This window comes from Streptomyces sp. SLBN-31, assembly GCF_006715395.1.
Classification (GTDB): Bacteria; Actinomycetota; Actinomycetes; order Streptomycetales; family Streptomycetaceae; genus Streptomyces.
This window is the reverse complement of record NZ_VFNC01000003.1, coordinates 641,466-658,735: the sequence shown is the minus strand read 5'-3', so window position 1 is coordinate 658,735 and position 17,270 is coordinate 641,466. Positions and strand designations below refer to the sequence as shown.

At 71.1% G+C, this 17,270-nt stretch carries 15 protein-coding genes and 1 tRNA gene; 7 read left to right on the top strand and 9 right to left on the bottom strand.

The window, feature by feature from the left end:
* Positions 1-28 precede the first annotated feature (28 nt).
* Complete coding sequence (gene cydD, locus FBY22_RS40615) at positions 29-3,523, top strand: thiol reductant ABC exporter subunit CydD (protein WP_142153503.1); 3,495 nt, start codon at positions 29-31, stop codon at positions 3,521-3,523.
* A 58-nt stretch (positions 3,524-3,581) separates the two neighbouring features.
* On the opposite strand, the gene FBY22_RS40610 is transcribed toward cydD, so the two are convergent.
* From FBY22_RS40610 to FBY22_RS40580, 7 genes are all read right to left on the bottom strand, one after another.
* Positions 3,582-4,469: an HAD hydrolase family protein gene (locus tag FBY22_RS40610; protein WP_142153501.1), complete on the bottom strand. Its 888-nt coding sequence runs from the start codon at positions 4,467-4,469 to the stop codon at positions 3,582-3,584.
* 76 nt (positions 4,470-4,545) lie between these two features.
* Positions 4,546-5,448 carry an LLM class flavin-dependent oxidoreductase gene (locus FBY22_RS40605; protein WP_142153499.1) on the bottom strand — a complete coding sequence of 301 codons (903 nt, stop codon included), beginning with the start codon at positions 5,446-5,448 and terminating at the stop codon, positions 4,546-4,548.
* Between the two features lie 51 nt (positions 5,449-5,499).
* Positions 5,500-5,958: a hypothetical protein gene (locus tag FBY22_RS40600; protein WP_142153497.1), complete on the bottom strand. Its 459-nt coding sequence runs from the start codon at positions 5,956-5,958 to the stop codon at positions 5,500-5,502.
* 7 nt (positions 5,959-5,965) lie between these two features.
* Positions 5,966-6,514, bottom strand: coding sequence for an RNA 2'-phosphotransferase (locus FBY22_RS40595; RefSeq protein ID WP_142153495.1), 549 nt, complete (start codon positions 6,512-6,514; stop codon positions 5,966-5,968).
* Positions 6,515-6,637: 123 nt separating this feature from the next.
* A complete protein-coding gene (locus tag FBY22_RS40590) occupies positions 6,638-7,576 on the bottom strand; it encodes a MerR family transcriptional regulator (RefSeq protein ID WP_142153493.1) in 939 nt (312 codons plus the stop codon).
* 55 nt (positions 7,577-7,631) lie between these two features.
* Positions 7,632-9,392: an SDR family oxidoreductase gene (locus FBY22_RS40585; protein WP_142153491.1), complete on the bottom strand. Its 1,761-nt coding sequence runs from the start codon at positions 9,390-9,392 to the stop codon at positions 7,632-7,634.
* Complete coding sequence (locus tag FBY22_RS40580) at positions 9,389-10,231, bottom strand: M24 family metallopeptidase (protein WP_142153489.1); 843 nt, start codon at positions 10,229-10,231, stop codon at positions 9,389-9,391. The genes FBY22_RS40585 and FBY22_RS40580 overlap by 4 nt, the downstream gene beginning before the upstream one ends.
* A 250-nt stretch (positions 10,232-10,481) precedes the next feature.
* On the opposite strand from FBY22_RS40580, the gene FBY22_RS40575 reads away from it, so the two are divergent.
* The 6 genes from FBY22_RS40575 (at position 10,482) to FBY22_RS40550 (ending at position 14,649) form a co-directional block, all read left to right on the top strand.
* Positions 10,482-11,444, top strand: a complete 963-nt coding sequence (locus FBY22_RS40575; RefSeq protein WP_142154640.1) for an ABC transporter ATP-binding protein — start codon at positions 10,482-10,484, stop codon at positions 11,442-11,444.
* Positions 11,434-12,342, top strand: coding sequence for an ABC transporter permease subunit (locus tag FBY22_RS40570; protein WP_142153488.1), 909 nt, complete (start codon positions 11,434-11,436; stop codon positions 12,340-12,342). The genes FBY22_RS40575 and FBY22_RS40570 overlap by 11 nt, the downstream gene beginning before the upstream one ends.
* Positions 12,339-13,250 carry an ABC transporter ATP-binding protein gene (locus FBY22_RS40565; protein WP_142153486.1) on the top strand — a complete coding sequence of 304 codons (912 nt, stop codon included), beginning with the start codon at positions 12,339-12,341 and terminating at the stop codon, positions 13,248-13,250. The genes FBY22_RS40570 and FBY22_RS40565 overlap by 4 nt, the downstream gene beginning before the upstream one ends.
* Positions 13,251-13,260: 10 nt before the next feature.
* The gene (locus FBY22_RS40560; RefSeq protein WP_142153484.1) at positions 13,261-13,980 is read left to right on the top strand and encodes an ABC transporter permease; all 720 of its coding nucleotides are present in this window, start codon (positions 13,261-13,263) and stop codon (positions 13,978-13,980) included.
* Positions 13,981-14,059: 79 nt separating this feature from the next.
* Complete coding sequence (locus tag FBY22_RS40555; protein ID WP_142153482.1) at positions 14,060-14,260, top strand: hypothetical protein; 201 nt, start codon at positions 14,060-14,062, stop codon at positions 14,258-14,260.
* A 301-nt stretch (positions 14,261-14,561) separates the two neighbouring features.
* Positions 14,562-14,649, top strand: a tRNA-Ser gene (locus FBY22_RS40550).
* A 58-nt stretch (positions 14,650-14,707) separates the two neighbouring features.
* Here FBY22_RS40550 and FBY22_RS40545 read toward each other — a convergent pair.
* Positions 14,708-15,508, bottom strand: a complete 801-nt coding sequence (locus FBY22_RS40545; RefSeq protein WP_142153480.1) for an HAD family hydrolase — start codon at positions 15,506-15,508, stop codon at positions 14,708-14,710.
* Complete coding sequence (gene serS / locus FBY22_RS40540; protein WP_142153478.1) at positions 15,505-16,782, bottom strand: serine--tRNA ligase; 1,278 nt, start codon at positions 16,780-16,782, stop codon at positions 15,505-15,507. The genes FBY22_RS40545 and serS overlap by 4 nt, the downstream gene beginning before the upstream one ends.
* Positions 16,783-17,270 lie beyond the last annotated feature (488 nt).

Genomic DNA, 17,270 nt, shown 5'->3' with positions numbered 1-17,270 from the left:
TGCCCCTTGAGAAGAGAGTGTGTTTCACGTGAAACCGATCGACCCGCGTCTGCTCCGATACGCCCGTGCCACCCGGCTGTTCATGGTGGCAGTCGTCGGCCTGGGTGCCGTCGGAGCGGCGCTGGTCATCGCTCAGGCGATGCTCATCGCCGAGACGGTGGTCGGTGCGTTCCAGCACGGTCTGTCGGTCGGTGAACTGCGCACTCCCCTGCTGCTGTTGGTGGCCGTGGCGGGCGGCCGGGCCCTGGTCTCCTGGCTCACCGAACTCGCCGCCCATCGGGCGAGCGCCGCCGTGAAGTCGGAACTGCGGGGGCGGTTGCTGGAGCGGGCCGTCGCGCTGGGACCCGGTTGGCTGAGCGGGCAGCGGACCGGATCGCTCGTCGCCCTGGCCACCCGCGGCGTCGACGCCCTCGACGACTACTTCTCCCGCTACCTGCCGCAGTTGGGGCTCGCGATCGTCGTACCCGTGGCCGTGCTGGCCCGCATCGTCACCGAGGACTGGGTCTCGGCGGCGATCATCGTGGGGACTTTGCCACTGATCCCAGTCTTCATGATGCTGATCGGCTGGGCCACCCAGTCGCGCATGGACCGTCAATGGCGGCTGCTGTCGCGGCTGTCCGGGCACTTCCTGGACGTGGTGGCCGGGCTGCCGACGCTGAAGGTGTTCGGGCGGGCCAAGGCGCAGGCCGAGTCGATCAAACGCATCACCGGCGAGTACCGGCAGGCGACCATGCGGACGCTGCGGATCGCCTTCATCTCGTCCTTCGCGCTGGAACTGCTCTCCACCCTCTCGGTGGCGCTGGTCGCCGTGACGATCGGTATGCGACTGGTCCACGGCGACATGGACCTGTACATCGGGCTCGTCATCCTGGTGCTGGCGCCCGAGGCGTATCTGCCGTTGCGGCAGGTGGGTGCGCAGTACCACGCGGCGGCGGAGGGTCTGGCGGCCGCCGAGGAGATCTTCGCCGTCCTGGAGGCCCCCGTGCCGGCGCCCGGTACGACGGCCGTGCCGGCGGGGCGCATCGCCTTCGAGGGGCTGAGGGTCCGGTACCCGGGGCGGGCCGAGAACGCCGTGTCGGACGTCTCCTTCGTCGTCGAGCCCGGTGAGACGGTGGCGCTCGTCGGCCCGAGCGGCGCGGGCAAGTCGACGCTGCTGCACGTGCTGCTCGGTTTTGTGCCGGTGACCGAGGGCCGGGTGCGGATCGGCGGCGTGGATCTCGCGGACGCCGACCTCGGCCAGTGGCGCTCGCAAGTCGCGTGGGTGCCGCAGCGGCCGCACCTGTTCGCCGGAACGATCGCAGAAAACGTACGGCTGGCCCGCCCCGAGGCCGACGACGCCGCGGTGCGCCGGGCGCTGGGGGACGCCGGTGCGCTCCCGTTCGTGGACGCGCTGCCCGACGGGGCGGACACCGTGCTCGGCGAGGACGGCGCCGGTCTCTCCGCCGGCCAGCGACAGCGGCTCGCGCTGGCCAGGGCGTTCCTGGCGGACCGGCCCGTGCTGCTCCTCGACGAGCCGACGGCCGCGCTGGACGGAGCGACCGAGGCCGAGGTCGTGGAGGCGGTACGGCGGCTGGCCGTGGGACGCACGGTGCTGCTGGTCGTGCATCGCCCGGCGCTGCTGAGAGTGGCGGACCGGGTAGTGCGGCTGGAGGAGCCCACCGTGCCCGCCGTCGTCGAGGAACGGGTCTCCGCGGCTCCGCGGGCCGAGCAGCCGGCCGTGGTGTCCGACCTCGCACAGGGCGAAGCCGCGGCAGGCGAGCCGACCGCCACGTCCGGCAGTGTCCTCGCCCGGGTCCGTGCCATGTCCGGCCCCCGCCGCAGCCGTCTCGCCCTCGCCCTGCTGCTCGGCGCCCTGGCCCTCGGCAGCGCCGTCGGCCTGATGGCCACCTCCGGATGGCTGATCTCCCGGGCCTCCCAGCAGCCGCCCGTGCTGTACCTGATGGTCGCCGTGACGGCGACGCGGGCCTTCGGCATCGGGCGGGCCGTCTTCCGCTACGCCGAGCGGCTGGTGTCGCACGACGCGGTGCTGCGCATGCTGGCCGACACCAGGGTCGCCGTCTACCGGCGGCTGGAGCGGCTGGCTCCCGCGGGGCTGCGGCGCACCCGCCGCGGTGACCTGCTCTCGCGGCTCGTCGCCGACGTCGACGCCTTGCAGGACTACTGGCTGCGCTGGCTGCTGCCCGCCGGTGCCGCCGTGATCGTGTCGGCCGGCTCGGTCGGCTTCACGGCGTGGCTGCTGCCCGAGGCCGGTGCGGCGCTCGCCGTCGGCCTGGTGGCGGCCGGTGTCGGCGTCCCGCTGGTCACCGGCGCCGTGGCCCGCCGGGCCGAGCGCCGGCTCGCACCGGCCCGGGGGGAGCTGGCGACGCGCGTGACCGACCTGCTCACCGGCACCGCGGAGCTGACCGTCGCCGGCGCCCTGCCCGCCCGTACCGCCGAGGCGCGACGGGCTGATGGTGTCCTCACCCGGATCGCCTCGCGGGCCGCGACCGCCACCGCGCTCGGCGACGGACTGACCGCGCTGATCTCGGGTCTGACGGTCGCCGCAACCGCCCTCGCGGGCGCCCAGGGCGTCGCGGACGGCAGGCTGAGCGGCGTGGCGATGGCGGTCGTGGTCCTCACGCCGCTGGCCGCCTTCGAGGCCGTCCTGGGGCTGCCGCTGGCCGTGCAGTACCGGCAGCGGGTGCGTCGCAGCGCGGAGCGCGTGTACGAGGTGCTGGACGCGCCCGAGCCGGTACGGGAGCCGGAACTGCCCCGGCAGGCGCCCGCCACCCCGTTCCCCCTGGCCGTCAGGGGCCTGACGGCCCGGCACGCGGGGCAGGACCGGGACGCGCTCGCCGGAGTCGACCTCACCCTCGACCAGGGCCGCCGGATCGCCGTGGTCGGCCCCTCCGGCTCCGGCAAGACGACGCTCGCGCAGGTGCTGCTGAGGTTCCTCGACGCGGGCACGGGGTCGTACACGCTGGCCGGCGTGGACGCGTACGCGCTCGACGGCGACGACGTACGACGGCTGGTGGGGCTGTGCGCGCAGGACGCGCACCTCTTCGACAGCTCGGTGCGCGAGAACCTGCTGCTGGCGAAGAAGGACGCCACCGACGGCGAACTGCGTGACGCGCTGCGGCGGGCGCGGCTGCTCACCTGGGCGGACAGCCTGCCCGACGGTCTCGACACGCTCGTGGGCGAGCACGGTGCGCGGCTGTCCGGTGGGCAGCGGCAGCGACTGGCACTGGCCCGGGCGCTGCTCGCCGACTTCCCGGTGCTGGTGCTCGACGAGCCGGCCGAGCACCTCGACCTGGCGACGGCGGACGCGCTCACCGCCGATCTGCTGGCCGCCACCGAGGGCCGTACGACGTTGCTCATCACCCACCGCCTGGCCGGACTGGAAGCGGTCGACGAGGTCGTCGTCCTGGACGCGGGCCGTGTGGTGCAGCGCGGGGCGTACGCGGAGCTGGCCGCCGTGGCGGGGCCGTTGCGGGACATGGTGCGCCGGGAGGCCGAGACGGAGTCGCTGGTGGGGACGCCGTAGCGCGGCGGGGTTCTCGGTTCCCCGCCGCGGCGAAACGTTCCGTCGGGCGACGCGGGGGCTATGCCCGCTGGGCCAGCATCCGTTCGATCACGACCGCCACGCCGTCGTCATTGTTGGCGACCGTGCGGCCCGAGGCGGCGGCGATGACGTCAGGGTGGGCGTTGCCCATGGCGTACGACCGGCCCGCCCAGGTCAGCATCTCGACGTCGTTCGGCATGTCACCGAAGGCGACGACCTCCTCGTGGGAGATGCCGCGCTCGGCGCAGCACAGGGCGAGCGTGCTGGCCTTGGAGACGCCGGGACCGCTGATCTCCAGCAGGGCGCTGGGGCTGGACCGGGTGACGTTGGCGCGGTCGCCGAGGGCGAGGCGGGCCGTGGTCAGGAAACCGTCCGGGTCGAGCGTGGGGTGATAGGCGAGGATCTTCAGCACGGGTTCGGTGGCACCGGGGCCGTCCGGCGCGAGCAGGTCCTCGGCGGGCGCGAGCTCGTCCGGGATCTCCATGTGCAGCTTGGGATAGTCGGGCTCCTGATGGAAGCCGTAGGTCTGCTCGACCGCGTACACCGTGCCGGGGGCCGCCTCGCGCAGCAGCCGTACGGCGTCCAGCGCGTTCTCCCGCGCCAGTTCCCGCACCTTCACGAACCGGTGGGCGCCGGGGCCGCCGTGCAGGTCGACCACGGCGGCGCCGTTGCCGCAGATCGCCAGGCCGTGGCCGTGGACATGGTCGCTGACGACGTCCATCCAGCGGGCCGGGCGGCCGGTGACGAAGAAGACCTCGACGCCCGCCTCCTCGGCGGCGGCGAGGGCGGCAACCGTGCGTGGGGAGACCGACTTGTCGTCCCGCAGCAGGGTCCCGTCGAGATCGGTGGCTATGAGCCGGGGCGGGACGGCTGCGGCCGGGGTCTCGGGCTGTCGAGTCGCTGAGGTCACCCGCCCATTCTCCCGCATATGCCCGCACGCCCGTGCGGGAGTCCGCGCAGGTGAGTGGTTACCGTCCTCACCTGCACCGTCACACCCAGTCGGCTCAGCCGAGGCGGCTCGAGGCCTCCATGGCGATCTGTTCGAAGACCTTCTCGTCGGCGGCGAAGACCGAGTCCGGGACGGGCCAGTGGATCACGATCTCCGTGAAGCCCAGCTCACGGTGGCGGCCGGCGAAGTCCACGAACGCTTCCAGCGACTGCAGCGGGCGGCCGCGGTCCGGGGTGAACCCGGTGAGCAGCACCCGGTCCATTCCGGCCACCTCCCGGCCGGTCTCTGCGCAGGCGTCGGCCAGCTTCTCGACCTGGCCGCGAATGGCCTGAACCGATTGTTCGGGAGTGCCGTTCTCGTACAGCCGGGGGTCGCCGGTGGTCACCCACGCCTGCCCGTGGCGGGCGGCGAGCCTCATGCCGCGCGGCCCGGTCGCGGCCACCGCGAAGGGCAGCCGGGGGCGCTGCACGCACCCGGGGATGTTGCGGGCCTCGTGCGCCGAGTAGTAGTCGCCCTCGTACGACACCGCGTCCTCGGTCAGCAGCCGGTCCAGCAGCGGCACGAACTCGGCGAGCCGGTCGGCGCGCTCGCGCGGCGTCCAGGGTTCCTGGCCGAGCGCGGTGGCGTCGAAGCCGGTGCCGCCGGCGCCGATGCCGAGGGTGACCCGGCCGCCCGAGATGTCGTCGAGGGAGATCAGTTCCTTGGCGAGGGTCACCGGGTGACGGAAGTTCGGTGAGGTCACCAGCGTGCCCAGCCGCATTCGGTCCGTCACGGCAGCGGCCGCGGTGAGCGTCGGCACGGCACCGAACCACGGGCCGTCGCGGAAGGTCCGCCAGGACAGGTGGTCGTAGGTGTAGGCGGTGTGGAAGCCGAGTTGCTCCGCCCGCTGCCATGCCGAACGGCCGCCCTCGTGCCAGCGCCGGTAGGGGAGGATCACGGTGCTCAGACGCAGACTCATGAGGCGAGCGTATGCGGCGCAGGGGGTTTCACGTGAAACAGTCACGGCCTGTCATCGCACGCGACCGCTGAGCCAGGGGGTGAGGGTGAGCATCGGCATGTACTCGCGGTGGGTGCGGTCCTGCGGCAGCGGCACGATCAGGAAGTAGCCGGGCGGGAACCGGCGGGCCTTGACGAAGGCGCGGTCGTCGAAGAGGGAGCGCAGGAAGGCGGGGACGTCGTCGCGGGCGACGTCCGGGCATTCGACGCCCTCCACGGTGATCAGCGCGTCGTCGTCCGGGTAGAGCCGGACGCTGACCCGGGGCAGGCCCCCGAACTCGGCGTAGGCCTCGTGCGGCAGGGTGCCGTCCGGGTCGGTGGTGACGCCGACGCCCGCGGCGCTGCGGCGGGAGGTCTGGTCGGCGCCGATGTCGTGGCTGACCTCGATCTCGCGGCCGTACTCCGTGGCGAGGGCGCGCAGGGCGGTGACGGCGGTCTCGGTGCTCGGGAAGTGGTCCATACCTCTGATCATGCAGGGGTCAGTGCGGTTCGGGGAACCGCAGGTACCGCGGTGGTACGGCTCGCGTCAGCCACACTCCGTTCTCGCTGACGTGGAAGACGTGCCCGTCGCGGTGCATGGCGCCGGCGTCCACGGACAGCACGACGGGCCGGCCGCGGCGGGCGCCCACGCGGGTCGCCGTCTCGCGGTCGGGCGAGAGGTGGACGTCGTGCCGGTTCATCGGGCGCAGCCCTTCGGCGCGGATCGCGTCCAGGTTGCGGGCCACGGTGCCGTGGTAGAGGTACGGCGGCGGGGTCGCCGGGGCCAGCCCGAGGTCGATGTCGACGCTGTGTCCCTGGCTCGCGCGGATCCGGGTGCCCTCGACGGCGAAGCGCTTCTTGTCGTTGTGCGCGACGACGTGGTCCAGTTCCTCGCGGGTGAAGCGGAAGCCGTGGGCGGCGGCCGCGGCGATCAGTACGTCGATCTCGACCCAGCCCGCCTCGTCGAGGGTCAGCCCGATCCGCTCGGGCTGGTGGCGCAGGTGTTTCGAGAGGTACTTCGACACCTTCACGGTGCGTCTTTCGTCCATCCGCTCAGGATGAGGGGAGAGACGCGGATCACGCAGACAATTTTTGGCGCCGAGGTTTGATCCACAACCAACTGTAGTTATCCACAAGCTACTTGGCGAATCTGTGGACAACTCCTCGACATGTCAGCCCTGTTCGTCAAGATCGCCAGGGGGCCGCATCCTTGACGTGAGCGCGTCCAACTCCCGTGCCCGCACCTCCCGTTCGGCCGCCAGCGCCACGAACTCCGCGACCCGCCCCGTCCCAACCAGCCTTTCCACGGCCCTGATCGTCTCCTCGGGCAGTGCCACGGAGCGTGACACCGACGGCGTTTCCGGCGTCTCCCCCGCGCCCAGTTGCCGACGCAGTTGCCGTACCGCCAACAACCGCATGGCACGGGCCAGTTCCGCGTCCACCGTCTGCTGCGCCAGGGGTCGCAGTCGCCGTACGAGCGAGGCCGCCTCGGCGGCGTCCGCGTCGGTCGGACGGTGCGGGCCCTGGAGGTAGCGCGCGAAGACGTGCTCGGTGGTGAACTCCAGGAAACGGGAGGCGATGTGCTCGACCTGGCCCCTCAACTCCCGCAGGTGACGGGCGATCGCGGACAGCGGCACCCCGGCGCCGTGCAACTCGACGGCCACGGCGAGCTCTTGGGGGCTCGGCACGAGGAAGGAGTTGTCGTCGCCGGGCACCGGCTCCAGCACTCCCAGCTCCACGGCGTCGGCGACGGCCTCGTCGTCGGGGGCGCCGCCGAACCGTTCGTCGAGTTCGGCGCGCGAGATCCGTACCGCCTCCTCGTCGGTCCATGGACCGTCCACCTCGGCGACCAGTCCGAGCACCCCGCCGAGGCCCCGGCCGGCGTCCCACGCCTCCAGCAACTCCTTGATGGAGGCCAGGCCGTAGCCGCGGTCGAGGAGGTCGGCGATCTGGCGCAGACGGGCCAGATGGGCGTCGGAGTACAGGTTGGCGCGGCCGCGGCGCTCGGGGCGGGGGAGCAGGCCCCGGTCCTGGTAGGCGCGGATGGTGCGGACGCTGGCGCCGCTGACGTGCGCCAGGTCCTCGATCCGGTAGATGGCCGCGCCGTTCACACGGTCGCCCCGGTGGTCCGGCCGGTGGCGACCCCGCGGGAGGCGCCGGCGCCGCTCACAGCGGGGGTTCCAGTCGTGCGATCGCCCGCAGCGCGCGCGGGGTGAAGCGGGACATGAGGTGGGCGCCGCGGGCCTCGGGCGTGACCGGTACGACCGCCTGGTTGCGTACGACCGCGCGCAGGATCGCGTCGGCCACCTTCTCCGGCGGGTAGTTCCGCAGGCCGTACAGCCGCGCCGTCCGCTTCTGCCGCCGCTTCTCCTCCTCGGCGTCCACGCCGGCGAAGCGCGCGGTCGAGGTGATGTTGGTGTTGACGAAGCCGGGGCAGATCGCGCTCACGCCGATCCCCTGGCCGGCCAGTTCGGCGCGCAGACACTCGCTGAGCATGAGCACGGCCGCCTTGGAGGTGCTGTAGGCGGGCAGCGCCTTGGAGGGCTGGTAGGCCGCCGCGGACGCGGTGTTGACGATGTGGCCGCCCTGTCCGCGCTCGGCCATCTGCCTGCCGAAGAGCCGGCAGCCGTGGATGACGCCCCACAGGTTGACGTCGAGGACCTTCTTCCAGTCCTCCGGGGTGGTGTCGAAGAAGGAACCGCCCAGACCGATACCGGCGTTGTTCACCAGCACGTCGAGCACGCCGTACTGGGTGGCGACCTTGTCGGCGAGTTCCTCCATGGCCTGCTCGTCGGAGACGTCCACGGTCTCCGCCCAGGCCTCGGGGGCGCCGATCAAACGGGACAGCTCGGCGGTGCGGACGGCGGCCTCGGCGTCCCGGTCGACGGCGATCACACGTGCTCCGGCCTCGGCGAAGGCGAACGCCGTGGCCCGTCCGATGCCGCTGCCCGCGCCGGTGACCAGGACGAGCTGCCCGCCGAAGCGGTCGGCGTACTTGCCGGTGGGCCTCACCGTCTCGGGCCTCCCCTCCTCCACCGAGCGCACGAACTCGGTGATCCAGGCGGCCAGTCGGTCGGGCCGGGTGCGGGGAATCCAGTGCTTGGCCGGGAGGGTGCGGCGGGTGAGCCGCGGGACCCACCGGTCCAGGTCGTCGTAGAGCCGCTCGGAGAGGAAGGCGTCGTCGAGGGGCGTGATGAGCTGCACGGGCGCGTGTGCGTGTGCGTCGGGACGCGGACGGCGCAGCCGGGCGCGGACGTTGTCGCGGTACAGCCACGCCCCGTGTGCCGCGTCCCGGGGGAGCGAGGAGGTCGGGTAGTCGCCGCCGGGGACCTTCTCGACGCGTTCCAGGATGCGCGGCCAGCGCTTGCCGAGGGGGCCGCGCCAGGCCAGTTCGGGCAGCACGGGCGTGTGCAGGGCGTACACGTACCAGGACTTGGCGCCCTGGCCGAGGAGCTGGCCGATACGGCGCGGGGTGGGCTTCCTCAGGCGCTGGTCGATCCAGTGGCCGAAGTGGTCGAGGCAGGGCCCGGACATGGAGGTGAAGGAGGCGATGCGGCCCTCGGTGCGGCTCACGGTGACGAACTCCCAGGACTGCACCGAACCCCAGTCGTGCCCGACGAGGTGCACGGGCCGGTCCGGGCTGACCGCGTCGACCACGGCCAGGAAGTCGTCGGTGAGCTTCTCCAGGGTGAAGCCGCCGCGCAGCGGCTTCGGGGCCGTGGACCGACCGTGTCCCCGGACGTCGTACAGGACGACGTGGAAGTGTTCCGCGAGCCGGCCGGCGACCTCGGACCACACCTCCTTGCTGTCCGGGTAGCCGTGCACCAGCACCACCGTCGGCTGTCCGGCGTCGCCCAGCTCGGCGACGCACAGTTCGATGCCGCCGGTCCGTATCCGGCGCTCCCGCGCACCCTTGAGCACTGTCACTTCTCCTTTGCCCAGCGCCGCACGTGCGGCAGGTCGTCGTCCAGCCAGAAGGCGCTCTCCTCGGGGTCCCCGGAGTCGGTGACGACGAGGATCTCCTCGAACTTCGCGCCCGTGCCCCGGAATCCGAGGTGGGGTTCGACCGCCCACAGGCCCGGCTGCGGCGGGTGGTCGGAGAAGCGGTACGGCGACCACAGCGGGGACCAGCCCTCGCGGTGGCCGTGCAGCGCGTCGCTCGCGAGTCCTTTCAGGGACTGCGCGCCGAACCCGAACAGGTGGGGCGAGAAACGGCGCTGCTTCACCCGGTCCACCTTGTGGGCGATGACCCCGAAGGGGTAGGCGCGGTGCCGGTTGGCGTAGCCCTGCCGGACCATGAGGCGGTCCACGTCCTCGTAGATCGTCCGCAGCGGGCGTCGTTCGCGCACCTCGCGCAGGATCAGCTCGCGGTGTGCTTCCAGGTCGGCCATGAGCCGCTCCTGCACCGGGTTGGGGCCGAGCGAGCCGGAGTAGCCGATGTCCGCGGTGCAGCCCTCGTACACGGGGGCCATGTCGAGGATGAAGGGCATCCCCGGCTCCAGCCGGCGGTCGGTCGGGAAGAACTGGAGCGGGATGCGGAAGTTCACGAACGCCGTGCGGTCCCCGAACCAGGCGAAGGGCAGATGGAACCAGTCCCGCACGCCTCGCTCGCGCAGCCACTCGCGCTGCATGCGGGCCGCCTCGCGTTCGGTCACCCCCGGTCGCAGGCGGGCGGCGACCGCCTCGGCGCACTCGTAGGCGAGGCGCTGCACCTGCCTGAACCCGCGCAGCCGTGGGGAGAGTTCACCTGCCCATGCCGTCGTCATGCCACCGCCCACTCCCGTCCGCCGGCTGCGGTACGTGCTCGTAACTTGACACTGGCGAATGTGACAGTTGTTAGAGGCCGCGTCAATAGGCGGGCTCGGGCCTGTGGACAACTCTCCGTGCCGTGTCACTGTGCGTAGCTCTCAGGTAGGGGGTACCCCTACGGTCCCGTACGTCTGGAGGCTGAGGCGAAGACAGCTCTGCGGTCTGACGTGGATCGTGGCCCACATCACTATCGTCGAAGCCGTGACTGTGATCGCGACCGAAAGCCTGAGCAAGCGGTTCCCCCGGGTGACCGCGCTTGACCGGCTCTCCGTCGACGTCGGACCCGGTGTGACCGGGCTCGTCGGAGCCAACGGAGCCGGCAAGTCCACACTGATCAAGATCCTGCTGGGTCTGTCCCCCGCCTCCGAGGGCCGTGCCGAAGTGCTCGGGCTCGACGTCGCGACGAAGGGCGCGGCCATCCGTGAGCGGGTCGGCTACATGCCGGAGCACGACTGCCTGCCGCCGGACGTCTCGGCGACCGAGTTCGTCGTCCACATGGCCCGGATGTCCGGACTGCCGCCGACCGCCGCCCGTGAGCGCACGGCGGACACACTGCGTCACGTCGGTCTGTACGAGGAGCGATACCGCCCCATCGGCGGCTACTCGACCGGCATGAAGCAGCGCGTGAAGCTCGCGCAGGCCCTCGTCCACGACCCGCAGCTGGTCTTCCTGGACGAGCCGACCAACGGCCTGGACCCGGTCGGCCGTGACGAGATGCTCGGGCTGATCCGCCGCATCCACACGGACTTCGGCATCTCGGTCCTGGTCACCTCCCACCTGCTGGGCGAGCTGGAGCGCACCTGCGACCACGTCGTGATCATCGACGGCGGCAAGCTCCTGCGCTCCAGCTCCACCACGGACTTCACCCAGACCACGACCACCATCGCCGTCGAGGTCACCGACACCGACGAGCATCCCGACGGCACACGCGCGCTGCGCGAGGCGCTCCACGCGCGCGGGGTCAGTGTCGAGGCGGGCAGCGGCCTGCCGGGCGCCGGACACATCCTGTTGCTGACCACGCAGGGCGAGGAGACCTACGACCTCGTGCGGGACGTTGTCGCCGACCTCGGCCTCGGCCTGGTCCGCATGGAGCAGCGCCGGCACCACATCTCGGAGGTCTTCACCAGCGAGGAAGAGCAGCGGAAGGAGGCGGCCGTCCATGGCGGTTGAGCAGCCCATGCCGACCACGCCGGGTGACCAGACCCGGATCCACAACATCGGCTACCGCAACTACGACGGCCCCCGTCTCGGCCGTTCCTACGCCACCCGCTCCCTCTACTCACAGTCCCTGCGCGGCTCTTACGGCCTCGGACGCTCCATCAAGTCCAAGGTCCTGCCGATGCTGCTGTTCGTGGTGATGTGCGTGCCCGCGGCCATCATGGTCGCCGTCGCGGTCGCCACCAAGGCCAAGGACCTGCCGGTCGACTACACGCGCTACGCGATCATCATGCAGGCCGTCATCAGCCTGTACGTCGCCTCGCAGGCGCCCCAGTCGGTCTCGCGGGACCTGCGTTTCAAGACCGTCCCGCTGTACTTCTCCCGGCCGATCGAGACCGCCGACTACGTCCGCGCCAAGTTCGCGGCGCTGGCCTCCGCGCTGTTCATCCTCACCGCGGCCCCGCTGATCGTCCTCTACGTGGGCGCGCTGCTGGCCAAGCTCGACTTCGCCGACCAGACCAAGGGATTCGGGCAGGGACTGGTCTCCGTGGCGCTGCTGTCGCTGCTCTTCGCCGGCATCGGCCTGGTCATCGCCTCGGTCACCCCGCGCCGCGGCTTCGGCATCGCCGCCGTGATCGCCGTGCTGACCATCTCCTACGGCGCGGTCTCCACGCTGCAGGCCATCGCCGACGCCCAGGGCAGCTCGAGCGCCGTCCCCTGGATCGGCCTGTTCTCGCCCGTCACGCTCATCGACGGGGTGCAGTCGGCCTTCCTCGGCGCGAGCTCGGCGTTCCCGGGCGCGGTCGGTCCCACGCACGGCGAGGGCGCGGTGTACGTCCTGGTCGTCCTCGGACTGATCGCCGCCGCCTACGGCCTCCTGCTGCGCCGCTACAAGAAGGTGGGACTGTGACCACGCTCAGCATCGACCACGTCTCCCGCTGGTTCGGCAACGTGGTCGCCGTCAACGACATCACCATGACCATCGGCCCCGGCGTCACGGGCCTGCTCGGCCCGAACGGCGCCGGAAAGTCCACCCTGATCAACATGATGGGCGGCTTCCTGGCCCCCTCCACCGGCACCGTCACCCTCGACGGGCAGCAGGTGTGGCGCAACGAGGCGATCTACAAGCACATCGGCGTCGTCCCCGAGCGCGAGGCGATGTACGACTTCCTCACCGGCCGCGAATTCGTCGTCGCCAACGCCGAGTTGCACGGCCTGGGCGCCAAGGCGGCCCAGAAGGCGCTGGCCACGGTCGAGATGGAGTACGCGCAGGACCGCAAGATCTCCACGTACTCCAAGGGCATGCGCCAGCGCGTGAAGATGGCCTCCGCCCTGGTCCACGACCCCTCGCTGCTCCTGCTCGACGAGCCCTTCAACGGTATGGACCCGCGCCAGCGCATGCAGCTCATGGACCTGCTGCGCCGCATGGGCGACGAGGGCCGCACGGTGCTGTTCTCGTCCCACATCCTCGAAGAGGTCGAGCAGCTCGCCTGGCACATCGAGGTGGTCGTGGCCGGCCGGCACGCGGCCAGCGGCGACTTCCGCAAGATCCGCCGCCTGATGACCGACCGCCCGCACCGCTACCTGGTGCGCTCCAGCGACGACCGTGCCCTCGCGGCCGCGCTGATCGCGGACCCGTCGACGTCCGGGATCGAAGTCGACCTCGCCGAGGGCGCGTTGCGCATCCAGGCCGTCGACTTCGGCCGTTTCACAGCGCTGTTGCCCCGGGTCGCCCGCGACCACGGCATCCGGCTGCTGACGGTCTCGCCCTCCGACGAGTCCCTCGAGTCCGTGTTCTCTTACCTGGTCGCGGCGTAGGAGGCCGAAGATGTACGACCCCACAGTCGCCCGACTCACCTACCGGGCCCTGCTCGGCCGCCGCCGGGCCCTCATCCTGGGCGCGCTCCCGCTGCTGCTGATCGTGATCTCCGTGATCGTGCGCGGTCTCGTCGGAGCCGACGACCAGACGGCGAAGGACCTGCTGGGCAGCCTCGCGCTCGCCACGATGGTGCCGATCATCGGTGTCATCGCCGGGACCGGCGCGATCGGCCCGGAGATCGACGACGGCTCGGTGGTGTACCTGCTGTCCAAGCCGATCAAACGACCGACGATCATCTTCACCAAGCTGATCGTGGCGATCGCCGTGACCATGGTCTTCTCGGCGCTGCCGACGCTGATCGCCGGCTTCATCCTCAACGGCAACGGCCAGCAGATCGCCGTCGCCTACACGGTGGCCGCCCTGGTGTCGTCCATCGCGTACGCGGCGCTGTTCCTGCTGCTGGGCACGGTGTCCCGGCACGCGGTCGTCTTCGGCCTCGTCTACGCGCTGGTCTGGGAGGCGCTGTTCGGCTCCCTGGTGCCCGGTGCGCGCACCCTCAGCGTCCAGCAGTGGTCGCTGGCCGTCGCCCACAAGGTGGCCGGCGGCGACCTGGTGACCTCGGACGTCGGGCTGACCACCGCCACGGTTTTCCTGGTCGCGGTGACGGTCCTGGCCACCTGGTACGCGGGGCAGAAGCTGCGCTCGCTGACGCTGGCCGGTGAGGAGTAGACGCCGCCTTTACTGACGGGCACTTCACCCCTGTCCGGCCACACTGGGCAAAGGGAAGGCTGGGCTGAGAGGAATGGGGATGGCAGACGACTGGGACGACCTGGTCCTGGACGAGGACTTCATCCGGTCCGCCGGGACGACCGAGCCCTCAGCCCGCGCCCGTATGCTCGCCGCCCGCTGGCGCGCGGAGGAGCCCGAACCACAGCCGTGGCGCTCCGACGAGCCGCCGGCGGGCTGGTTCTTCAGCAAGGCGCGTCGCCGCAAGTGGCGGCGCCGGTAGCGTGATCGACGGCCCCCTTGGACGGGATCGACGGCCCCTTTTAATCAGTGGCGTCCAACTCGTCGTACAGGCACGATGGTTGTGTCCACACCGCCGGAAACCGTACGCGGGTACGGCGACTTCGGCGCCACGTTCTGGGAGAGGAGCCGGGCGATGTCCATGCACGACAATACGTCCAGCTCCCGTCAGGGCAGTCCGGTGAGGACTCCGGTGTAGTTACCCACCGTCGAGTCACCCCCAGGAACTGTCCGGGGCGGCCGCTTCGAGCACGCGATGTCGCTCTCGCGTGGGCCGCCCACCCGGAGGATTGGCCGAGTGGTAAGGCACTGGCTTGCTAAGCCAAGGTCGGGCCTGGAAAGCCCGCGCACGTTCGATCCGTGCATCCTCCGCAGATACCGTGCATTCTCCGCTGAAAGCGGCTGTCAGCCCCTTACAGCGGCTGACAGTTCAGCCCAGCAACCGCTCCAGCACCACCGCGATGCCGTCCTCCTCGTTGGAGGCCGTCACCTCGTCCGCCACCGCCTTCAGTTCCTGGTGCGCGTTGGCCATCGCCACGCCCCGAGCCGCCCACGCGAACATCGGGATGTCGTTCGGCATGTCGCCGAAGGCGATGGTCTGCGCCGCCTTCACACCGAGCCTGCGCGCCGCCAGGGACAGCCCCGTCGCCTTCGACAGGCCGAGCGGCAGCAGTTCCACGATGCCCGCGCCCGCCATGGCCACCGTGACGAAGCCGCCCGCGGCGCGGCGGGCCGCTTCGGCCAGTTCGTCGTCGGTGAGCGTCGGATGCTGTATGTAGATCTTGTTCAGCGGGGCGGCCCACAGATCCGCCGCGTCCGTGAAGGGAACCGCGGGAAGAGAGCCGGTGACGGCGTACCCCGGGCCCACGAGCACGTCGCCGTCCAGCCCGTCCCGGCTCGCCGCCAGGTGCAGCGGACCGACCTCCGCCTCGATCTTGGCCAGGGCGACGCCCGCCAGCTGCCGGTCCAGGGTCACGGACGTCAGCAGCCGGTGCTCCTTGGCGTCGTAGACCTGGGCGCCCTGGCCGCAGACGGCGAGGCCGTCGTAACCGAGGTCGTCGAGGATGTGCCGCGTCCACGGCGCTCCGCGCCCGGTGACGACGATGTGCGCGGCGCCCGCCGCGGCGGCCGCGGCGAGGGCGTCACGGGTGCGGCGCGAGACCGACTCGTCGGAGCGCAGCAGCGTTCCGTCGAGGTCGGTCGCGACCAGCCGGAAGGGGAAGTCGGTCACTTGGCGACCGGCTCCAGGACCTCCCGGCCGCCCAGGTACGGGCGCAGCACCGGCGGCACGTACACGGAGCCGTCGGCCTGCTGGTGGTTCTCCAGGATCGCCACGATCGTGCGCGGTACGGCGCACAGCGTGCCGTTGAGCGTCGCCAGCGGCTTGACCTGCTTGCCGTCACGGAAGCGGATCGACAGCCGGCGGGACTGGAACTCGGTGCAGTCCGAGGTCGACGTCAGCTCGCGGTACTTGCCCTGCGTCGGGATCCACGCCTCGCAGTCGAACTTGCGCGCGGCCGAGGAGCCGAGGTCGCCGGTGGCGACGTCGATGACGCGGAACGGCAGCTCCAGCGAGGTCAGCCACTCCTTCTCCCACTGCAGCAGGCGCTGGTGCTCGGCCTGCGAGTCCTCCGGGGCGACGTAGGAGAACATCTCCACCTTGTCGAACTGGTGGACGCGGAAGATGCCCCGGGTGTCCTTGCCGTGCGAGCCGGCCTCGCGGCGGAAGCACGGCGAGAAGCCGGCGTAGCGCAGCGGCAGGCGGTCGGCGTCGAGGATCTCGTCCATGTGGTAGGCGGCGAGGGGGACCTCGGAGGTGCCGACGAGGTACAGGTCGTCGGCGTCGAGGCGGTAGACGTCCTGGGCGGCCTGGCCGAGGAAGCCGGTGCCCGCCATCGACTGGGGGCGGACCAGGGCGGGCGTCAGCATCGGCGTGAAGCCGGCCGCCGTGGCCTGGGCGATCGCGGCGTTGACCAGCGCGAGCTCCAGCAGGGCGCCGACGCCGGTGAGGAAGTAGAAGCGGGAGCCGGAGACCTTGGCGCCGCGCTCCACGTCGATCGCGCCGAGGAGCGTGCCGAGTTCCAGGTGGTCCTTGGGCTCGAAGCCCTCGGCACCGAAGTCGCGGATCGTGCCGTGTGTCTCGAGGGTGACGAAGTCCTCCTCGCCGCCGACGGGCACGTCGGGGTGGACGAGGTTGCCGAGCTGGAGCAGCAGCTCCTGGGTCTCGGTGTCGGCCGCGTCGCGCTCGGCGTCGGCGGCCTTGACGTCGGCGGCGAGCTGGCTCGCCTTCTTCAGCAGCTCGGCCTTCTCGTCACCCGCCGCCTTGGGGATCAGCTTGCCGAGCTGCTTCTGCTCGGCACGCAGTTCGTCGAAGCGGACGCCGGAGGACCTGCGCCGCTCGTCGGCAGACAGGAGGGAGTCGACGAGCGCGACGTCCTCTCCACGGGCGCGCTGGGACGCGCGCACACGGTCGGGGTCCTCACGGAGCAGGCGAAGGTCAATCACGCGGTCAAGGCTACCGGTGCGGGGATACGCCTCACGACTCCATTCCCCTCGGTTCCCATTCGCGTCTTACGTTCGGTTACGCGGCAATCGCGAGGTGTGTCAATAAAAGGTGTCCCACTCCCTGGGACGGGTCAGGTGACAGGCGCCCGGTTGACCCGATTCCCTTGTGCGGTACGGGACTTGGGCTGCGGTTGTCCACAGCGGTCCACACCCTCGGCAGAGTTATCCACAGGCTGTGTGGATGATCTGTGGATTTCGGAATTGATCACTCCGAAACACGGCCGTGAACCGGACGATTCCCAGGACAAACCTCACTCACCCGCACTTTCGAGTGGAAACCGGTCGCCCCAAAGGATTGCGCAAAGGAAAAGAGTGGACGAAGGGTGATGTGCGCGGCGGTGAACCCGGGAGCCGCCCAGAGGCCGATTTGTCGACTGACCGGCACGTTCTTGTCGACTTGTCCCCAGGTCGAGAAGCCAACCTGTGGA